This window comes from Gordonia sp. i37, from assembly GCF_002043085.1.
GTDB lineage: Bacteria > Actinomycetota > Actinomycetes > Mycobacteriales > Mycobacteriaceae > Gordonia > Gordonia polyisoprenivorans.
This window is the reverse complement of sequence record NZ_MVPX01000050.1, coordinates 1-8,190: the sequence shown is the minus strand read 5'-3', so window position 1 is coordinate 8,190 and position 8,190 is coordinate 1. Positions and strand designations below refer to the sequence as shown.

The 8,190-nt window shown below is 67.6% G+C and carries 9 protein-coding genes; 6 read left to right on the top strand and 3 right to left on the bottom strand.

What is annotated here, in order from left to right; translation table 11 throughout:
• Positions 1-1,118: hemolysin family protein (locus B1964_RS01905; RefSeq protein WP_079928590.1), on the bottom strand; the 1,118-nt coding region annotated here is incomplete at its 3' end.
• A gap of 256 nt (positions 1,119-1,374) precedes the next feature.
• Positions 1,375-2,643: a tRNA guanosine(34) transglycosylase Tgt gene (gene tgt, locus B1964_RS01900; protein WP_020173174.1), complete on the bottom strand. Its 1,269-nt coding sequence runs from the start codon at positions 2,641-2,643 to the stop codon at positions 1,375-1,377.
• Between the two features lie 69 nt (positions 2,644-2,712).
• On the opposite strand from tgt, the gene B1964_RS01895 reads away from it, so the two are divergent.
• The gene (locus B1964_RS01895) at positions 2,713-3,183 is read left to right on the top strand and encodes a hypothetical protein (RefSeq protein WP_253193851.1); all 471 of its coding nucleotides are present in this window, start codon (positions 2,713-2,715) and stop codon (positions 3,181-3,183) included.
• 68 nt (positions 3,184-3,251) lie between these two features.
• Positions 3,252-4,034, top strand: a complete 783-nt coding sequence (locus B1964_RS01890; RefSeq protein WP_079928588.1) for a MerR family transcriptional regulator — start codon at positions 3,252-3,254, stop codon at positions 4,032-4,034.
• A gap of 19 nt (positions 4,035-4,053) precedes the next feature.
• Here the strand turns inward: B1964_RS01890 and murF are convergent, their stop codons facing one another.
• Positions 4,054-5,373, bottom strand: a complete 1,320-nt coding sequence (murF, locus tag B1964_RS01885; RefSeq protein WP_079928587.1) for a UDP-N-acetylmuramoyl-tripeptide--D-alanyl-D-alanine ligase — start codon at positions 5,371-5,373, stop codon at positions 4,054-4,056.
• A gap of 22 nt (positions 5,374-5,395) precedes the next feature.
• Between murF and B1964_RS01880 the strand changes: the two genes are divergently transcribed.
• The 4 genes from B1964_RS01880 (at position 5,396) to B1964_RS01865 (ending at position 8,150) form a co-directional block, all read left to right on the top strand.
• Positions 5,396-6,472 (top strand): D-alanine--D-alanine ligase family protein, encoded by a 1,077-nt coding sequence (locus B1964_RS01880; protein WP_079928586.1) that lies wholly within the window; start codon positions 5,396-5,398, stop codon positions 6,470-6,472.
• 15 nt (positions 6,473-6,487) lie between these two features.
• On the top strand, positions 6,488-6,940 hold the full coding sequence (locus tag B1964_RS01875) for a hypothetical protein (RefSeq protein WP_079928585.1): 453 nt from the start codon (positions 6,488-6,490) through the stop codon (positions 6,938-6,940).
• Positions 6,941-7,102: 162 nt separating this feature from the next.
• Positions 7,103-7,495, top strand: coding sequence for an NADH-quinone oxidoreductase subunit A (locus B1964_RS01870; protein ID WP_079928584.1), 393 nt, complete (start codon positions 7,103-7,105; stop codon positions 7,493-7,495).
• A 100-nt stretch (positions 7,496-7,595) separates the two neighbouring features.
• Positions 7,596-8,150 (top strand): NADH-quinone oxidoreductase subunit B family protein, encoded by a 555-nt coding sequence (locus B1964_RS01865; RefSeq protein WP_006371687.1) that lies wholly within the window; start codon positions 7,596-7,598, stop codon positions 8,148-8,150.
• Positions 8,151-8,190: the final 40 nt, after the last annotated feature.

Genomic DNA, 8,190 nt, shown 5'->3' with positions numbered 1-8,190 from the left:
TCGAGGTGTGCGTCACCGCGGATCGCCCAGCCGTCGGCGAGCACCGCGATGGGGCCGGTGTCGGCGGGATCGTGCTCGTCGTCGATCTCACCGACGAGTTCCTCGGCCATGTCCTCGGTGGTGACGATGCCGGCGAATCCGCCGTATTCGTCGATGACGACCGCCATCTCGTCCCCGGCGGCGGTGACGTCGTCGAGTACCTGCGGCAGCGGCAGCGTCGTCGGGACGATCACCGCGGGGCGTGCGAGGTCGCGGGCTGTCCTTGCAGTCGGGGCCGGGGTAGCCGACCATTCCAGGATGTCGGCGAGGTGGACCACCCCGACGACGTCGTCGGTGCCCGCATCGATCACGGGATAGCGTGTGTGGCCGCTCGCCATCCGGCTACGGACCGCGGCGAGATCGAGGTCGGCGGGCACGGTGTCCACGCGCGGACGCGGGATCATCGCGTGATCGGCAGCGCGGGTGGGGAATTCGAGAACGCGATCGAGAAGCTGGGACAGTTCCGCGGGGATCTCCCCGGCCTGCGCCGACTCCGCGACGATGTGTTCGAGGTCGCGGGGCGTCGCCGAATGCTCGACGTCGTGCACCGGTTCGATGCGCAGCGCCTTGAGCAGCAGGTTGGACGCCGCGTCGAACACCGTGATGAGTGGACCGAAGATCTTGAGGTAGGTGCGGGTGGACAGCGCGAGTCGACGGGCGACCGGTTCGGGACGGGCGATGGCGAGGTTCTTCGGGAACAGTTCGCCGAAGACCATCTGGATCACCGTCGAGAACAGCACCGCGAGGATCGTGCCGATGGCCACGCCGACCGACACCGGGACCCCGACGTCGCCGAGCAGGTCACCGAAGCCGCTGCCGATGAGCGGTTCGGCGACGTAGCCGACGAGCAGGCCGGTGACGGTGATGCCGAGCTGAGCGCCGGACAGCATGAATGATGTGCGCCGGGTCACTGCGAGCGCACGGGTTGCGGCGGTGTCGCCCGCCTCGGCGCGTGCCTTGAGGCGGGATCGGTCGACGGCCATGTAGGCGAATTCCTGGGCGACGAAGTAGCCGGTCAGCGCCGTGATCGCCAAGACCACCAGGATGCCGATGAGGATTCCGAGCAATGTCAGCAGCATGATGCCCCGCTCTCGGGGGGCATGACCGCGGCTCGGTCAGAAAACGGTGCCCCCGGATGGGGGCCGGATCGTCGGGGTTTCTTGCGTTTGCGCTTCGCGCGGGTCATCGGAGCTTTCGGTCTCGGGTCGGGGGTGGTTCACAGGATACGCAAAGCCAACGGGTCGGGCGCTCTCGGAGTTCCCGGGGGCGCCGTCGGCGGAAAGACGGCCGCCGTCGGCGTCAAAACGAGCGCTGTCGGCGGGGAGAAGAGCGCCGTCAGCGCGCGGCACGGCCGGCGTAGTAGCGACCGAGGAAGTCGTCTCGGTAGGCCTCGTAGTCGCCGTTCTCGATGGCGCGGCGGGCCCCGTCGACCATGTCGATGACGAAGGAGACGTTGTGCAGGGTTGCCAGCGTCGCCGCGAGCCCTTCCTTGGCCTTGAACAGGTGATGCAGGTAGGCGCGGGTGTATTGCGAGGTGTAATTGGTGATCTCGGGGTCGATCGGCCCGAAGTCCTTGCGGTAGCGCGCGTTGGTGATGTTGACCCGGCCGTCGCGGGTGTAGACGGCGCCGTTGCGCGCGACCCGCGTCGGCGAGACGCAGTCGAAGGTGTCCGCGCCGTTCTCGATGGCGGTGAAGATGTCATCGGGCTCGCTGATACCGAGGAGATGTTTGGGTGCGTTCTCCGGAAGCTCGGTGTTGACCCAGCCGACGATGGTGCCGAGGTTGTCTTTCTCCAACGCACCGCCTATCCCGTAGCCGCCGAAGCCTTTTCCGCCGTTCTCCCGGTCGATGCGGGACAGTTCGGTCAGATCCCGCGCGGCCTTGCGTCGTAGATCCTCGTACTGCGCGCCCTGCAACACGCCCCACAGCGCTTGCTGCGGGCGGTGGCTGCGCTCGACCGAGAGCCGATTGTGTTCGGCGAGACAACGAATCGCCCAGAGCCGGGTCCGCTCCAACGAATTCTCCTGATAGCCACGGGTGTTCATCAGGGTGGTGAGCTCGTCGAAGGCGAAGATGATGTCGGCGCCGAGCTGATGCTGGATCTGCATCGACACCTCGGGGGTGAAGCGATGAAACGAGCCGTCGAGGTGCGACTTGAAGGTGACGCCGTCGTCGTCGACGTGGGAAAGTCGTTCGCGCCCTTCGGCGATCTTGTGATCATCCTGCTCGCCGGTCACGTCCATCGAGATGACCTTCTTGAACCCGGCGCCCAGCGACATCACCTGGAACCCGCCGCTGTCGGTGTAGGTGGGGCCCCGCCAGTTCATGAACGCACCCAGCCCGCCGGCCGCGTCGATGATCTCCGGCCCCGGCTGCAGATACAGGTGATAGGCGTTGGCCAGCACCGCTTGTGCCCCGAGCGCGGCCACCGACTCCGGCAGCACGGTCTTGACCGTCGCCTTGGTCCCGACCGGCACGAACGCGGGCGTGGCGATCTCCCCGTGCGGCGTCGTGATGACACCGGTGCGCCCCAATGTGCCGGGGAGTCGGGTGCCGATCCGGAAGGTGTCGTGCGAACTCACCGGAGCATCTTCGCAGGCCATGAGCGTGCAGCTCAAACCGACGGTTGTCGTCTGTTCGTTCTCCGGGGCGGGTTCGCTACGGTGAAGACCATGTCGCATCCCACTTTGACGCGCTGGTCGGCCCGGTCGTTGGCGGTAGGCGGTATGGCCGCACTGGCCACGGTGTCGCTGGCCGCATGCGGTGACGAACAGCAGTCCGGTGCGCAGGACTCCTCCGCCGCCCCCTCGGTCACCACACCGAGTACAAGCGTGCCGGTCGTCGCCGGCCCGAGCCCGCGGTCGCGCACCACCGAGGCGTCCTCGGGCGCTCAGTCGGCCTCGACCTCGTCGACGAGCAAGACCTGCGGCAGCGTGGCCGGCCCCGACGGCGCGCTGCGCGTGCTCGTGCTCGCCGGCGACGTCGACTGCGAGACCGCGAAGAAGGTCGGCACCGAGTACAGCCCGAAGATCGCGACCGGCCAACAGCAGAAGGTCTCCGGTTGGACGTGCGGCCCGTCGGAGGTCCGGGGCATCCTCGCCGCCTGCCAATCGGGAGACAAGGTCCTCGGTTTCACGCCCTGACCGACCGCATCCCGTTCCCACCGGCGCGACTTGACCCTCACGTGACGTGAGACCCGAAGGTGTGGGGAGTGAGCGAAGGACATCCCGAAGTGCTGACGGTCGGCGCCACGGCGCGGCTCGTCGGAGTCAGCGTGCGAACGTTGCACCACTACGACGAGATCGGCCTGGTGACGCCGTCGGCGCGCACCCATGCCGGCTACCGCGTCTACGACGACGCCGACGTCGAACGGCTCCATCAGGTCCTGACCTACCGGGAGCTGGGATTTCCTCTCGAACAGATAGCGACCCTGCTCGACGATCCGTCGGCCGACGCGCTGGAACACCTCTCCACCCAGCGTGATCTGCTGCACGACCGTATCGCTCACCTCACCCGAATGGTCGCGGCTGTGGAGGACATGATGACTGCGAAGAAGACCGGTATCGCGTTGACGGCGGCCGAGCAGGCCGAGATCTTCGGCGACGACTGGCTCGGCGACGAGTACGCCGACGAGGCACAGGAACGTTGGGGTGACACCGATGCGTGGCAGCAGAGCCAACAGCGCACCGCCGGATACTCGAAGGACGATTGGCGTCGGATCAAGGAGGAGACCGACGCCTTCGAGACACGCGTGGCCGATGCGATGGGCCGCGGTGTGAGCCCTGGGTCCGCGGAGGCCAACACCCTGGCCGAACAACATCGGGCCGCCATCGAGAAGTTCTACGACTGCGGCTACGAGATGCAGGTGTGCCTGGCAGACATGTACGTCGCCGACCCGCGATTCACCGAGCATTACGACGGTGTCGCGCCGGGCCTGGCGACCTACCTGCGCGAGATCATCCGGGCCAACGCCGCGAAACAGCAGACGACATAGCTGTTTTCTCGCAGCGGTATCACCCCAGTGCGTCGGCGACCCGCTCGAGTGCGGCCACCCGACTGCCCTTGACGAGCACCACATCACCCTCGGTGAGGTCGTCGAGGGCGGCGACGGCGGCCTCGACGTCGCCGACGTGCCGGGCCACCGTTCCGTAGGACGGTTCGTCGACGGCGATCACCTCGACCCCGAGTGATTGCGCCTGCTGCGCGATCTGCTCGTGCGCGGCCGGTGCATCGGCCCCGAGTTCGGCCATCGTGCCGAGCACCGCGATCCGGCGGCGACCGTCGAGCGCGGCCAGCGACCGCAGCGCCGCGGCCATCGATGTCGGGTTGGCGTTGTAGGCGTCGTTGAGGATCGTGACACCGGCGTCGGTGGTGTGCAGTTCCATCCGCAACCCCGACAGCGCCGCACCGAGCAGGCCGTCGGCCATGGCCTCGACGGGCACCCCCAGCCCGCCGGCGGCCGCGGCCGCGGCCAGCGCGTTGGACACCTGGTGTTCGCCGCGCGCACCCAGACTGACCTGCGTCGACCCCCACGGCGTGTGCAGCCGGAACGATGCGCGCAGGGCCGCGTCGACGGTGATGTCGGTGGCGCTGACGTCGGCCGACGGGGTCAGCCCGTACCTCAGCACCTGCGCCGAGGTGCGCTCGGCCATCGCGGTCACGCGCTCGTGGTCGGCGTTGAGGACGGCGATGCCGTCGGCGGGCAGCGACTCGACGAGTTCGCCCTTGGCCCGGCCGACCGCATCGATGTCGCCGAACAATTCCAGGTGGACGCCCTCGACGCGGGTGACGATCCCGACGGTCGGGCGGGCGATGGCGCACAACTCGGCGATGTGCCCGACGCCGCGCGCCCCCATCTCGACGACCACGGTCTCGGTGTCGTCGGGGGCGTTCGCCAGCGTCAGCGGCAGGCCCAGTTCGTTGTTGAACGATTTCTCGCTGGCGGCGGTGACGAAGGTCGTCGCGAGCACCCCGGCGAGCAGGTCCTTGGTGGAGGTCTTGCCGACCGACCCCGTCACCCCGACGACGCGTTCGGGCAGACGGCGACGTACGAGTCGTCCGACGTCGGCGAGCGCGGTTGCGGTGTCGGCGCAGGTGATCGCGGCGGCGGCGACGTCGGTGCGCGGGGGCTGCGAGGTGAGGTACGCCGTGGCGCCCGCGGCGACGGCCGAACCGATGAAATCGTGTCCGTCGCGGGCGGCGACGATCGGGACGAACAGTTGCCCGGCGGCGACGGCACGCGAATCGATGGTCGCACCGTCGACCGTCACGTCCTCGCCGTTGGTCAGCTCTCCGCCGACGACGTCGGCGATCTCACTTACCTGGATGTGCACGCCCTAACGCTATCGTGACCCCATGGCCTCTCCCCTGCTGCGTCTGATCGTGCTCTACGGCGGTGTGTCCGCCGAGCACGATGTCTCCCGGGTCACCGCGGCGCACGTGATCGCCGCCGCCGACCCCGCCAAGTATGAGGTGAGGCCGATCGGCATCGCCAAGGACGGCACCTGGGTGCGCAACGACAAGGTGATCGCCGCGCTCGCCGAGGGCACCGAGCTGCCCGGTGAACTCGAGATCGCCGGTACGGCCGTTGATCCGCTCGCCGAGTTGCGCCGGCAGTCCGACGACGCCATCGGCGTGGTGTTGCCGCTGCTGCACGGACCGCACGGTGAGGACGGCACGATCCAGGGCATGTTGGAGCTGTTCGGGCTGCCCTATGTCGGCGCCGGGGTGCTCGGCTCCGCGGTGTGCATGGACAAGGCGATGGCCAAGGTGGTTGCCGCGCAAGCCGGGATCCCGCAGTGCCGGTGGCTGGAGTTCCGCGATGGCGTCGACGATCCGCGCACCATCGCCTTCCGGGCGATCGAGGAGATGGGGCTTCCGCTGTTCGTCAAGCCCGCGAACATGGGCTCGTCGGTGGGGATCACCAAGGCCCACGACGCCGCCGAACTCGACGCCGCGATCAATCTCGCGCTGCGCTACGACGACGTCGTCGTCATCGAGGAAATGGTCGACGGCCGTGAGATCGAGGTGGCCGTGCTCGGCAATGCGCTGCCGGAGACCTCGGTGCCCGGGGAGATCATGCCGGGCAGCGAATTCTACGACTACGAGGACAAATACATCACCGGCGCCGCGAAACTGGTGATCCCGGCACCGTTGTCGAAGGAGGCCGCCGCCGACGTCCGCGAACTCGCGGCGAAGGTGTTCACGGCGATGCGTTGCGCCGGCATGGCGCGCGTGGACTTCTTCTACGAGGAGTTCGGTCGGGGCTGGCTCCTCAACGAGGTCAACACCATTCCCGGTTTCACCCCGGGCTCGATGTATCCGAAACTCTGGGATGCCACCGGACTGCCCTACCCCGACCTCATCGACCGCCTGGTCACGCTCGCCCTCGAATCGCATCGTCGTCGTACCGGGTTCTCCACCGAACACTGACGTAGCATCAATCCCGTGAGCGGCACCGACGACGTGACCAGCACCGATGATGCTTTGCCCCAGCGACCTTCGGTGTTGCGGGTGTTGGTGTACTCCGACGACGCCGACACCCGTCGCCAGGTCATCGGCGCGCTGGGCACCCGGCCCGTGCCCGATCTGCCGGAGTTGAGCTTCTTGGAAGTGGCGACCGGACCGATGGTCTTCACCCAACTCGATGCCGGCAACGTCGATGTCGCCATCCTCGACGGTGAGGCCTCGCCGGAAGGTGGGCTGGGCATCGCCAAGCAGATGAGCGACGAATACGATCCGCGGCCGCCGACGCTCGTGCTGATCGGTCGCGCCGCCGACCGGTGGCTGGCCGACTGGTCGCGGGCCGACGCCGCCGCGACGCTTCCGGTCGATCCGATCGAATTGCCGGCAGCCCTGGGCGACATGTTGCGCGGGAAGCTCTCGCAGCAACAGTCCTGAACAGGCATTTCGACTCCTGGTCGGGACGACCGTCCGAAAACTCTCCCAAATGTCTCGACACGACGTCGTGCGCTTGTAAGGTTGTGTTGTAGCTCACATCAGCCCGCTACTACCCAGCAGCTCACACCCACTGAGCGAGCGCACGGAGGGAGTCGATCGGCGATGAACGCCTATGTTCCGATCCTCGTTCTCGGCGCGATCGCGCTCGGCTTCGCGGTGTTCTCGGTCGTCATCGCCTCGGCGGTGGGGCCGCGCCGGGCCAACCGCGCCAAACTCGATGCCTACGAATGCGGCATCGAACCCATCGGCGGCGGAGCGGGGACGTCCACCCTCTCGGACGTGAGACAGACTGTGGTGCAGAGAATTCCGGTCAAGTACTACCTGACCGCGATGCTGTTCATCATCTTCGACATCGAAATCGTCTTCCTCTACCCATGGGCGGTGGCCTTCGACGCGCTCGGCTGGTTCGGCCTGGCGGCGATGGCCCTGTTCATCGTGAACGTGTCCGTCGCCTACGCCTACGAATGGCGCCGCGGCGGGTTGGGGTGGGACTGACGTGACAGATCCGGCACGAGTCGAGCACAAGGGAGCGCACCGATAGCGAGTTCGGCACACATGTGCCCGTGACCCGTCCGGCGCGGCGAGGAGGTAGGCGATGGGCCTCGAAGAGAGACTGCCCAGTGGATTCCTGCTGAGCACTGTGGAGGACCTGGCGGGATTCATGCGCAAGGGATCGCTGTGGCCCGCGACCTTCGGCCTCGCGTGTTGCGCCATCGAGATGATGGCGAGCACCTCCGGTCGCTACGATCTGGCGCGGTTCGGGATGGAAGCGTTTCGCGCCTCGCCACGCCAGGCCGACCTGATGATCGTCGCCGGACGGGTCAGCCAGAAGATGGCCCCGGTGCTGCGCCAGATCTACGACCAGATGACCGAGCCCAAATGGGTTCTGGCGATGGGCGTTTGCGCCAGCTCGGGCGGCATGTTCAACAACTACGCGATCGTGCAGGGCGTCGACCACGTGGTACCCGTCGACATCTATCTCCCCGGCTGTCCGCCACGCCCGGAGATGTTGCTCAACGCCATCCTCGCGCTGCACCGCAAGATCGGCGAGATGCCGCTGGGCGTCAATCGCGAAGAGGCCATCTGGGCCGCCGAACAGGCGGCCCTGCAGGCCACTCCGACGATCGAGCTGAAGGGCCTGCTGCGATGACCGACGACGAGACGACCGGCGCGGCCGCACCCGACGAGGT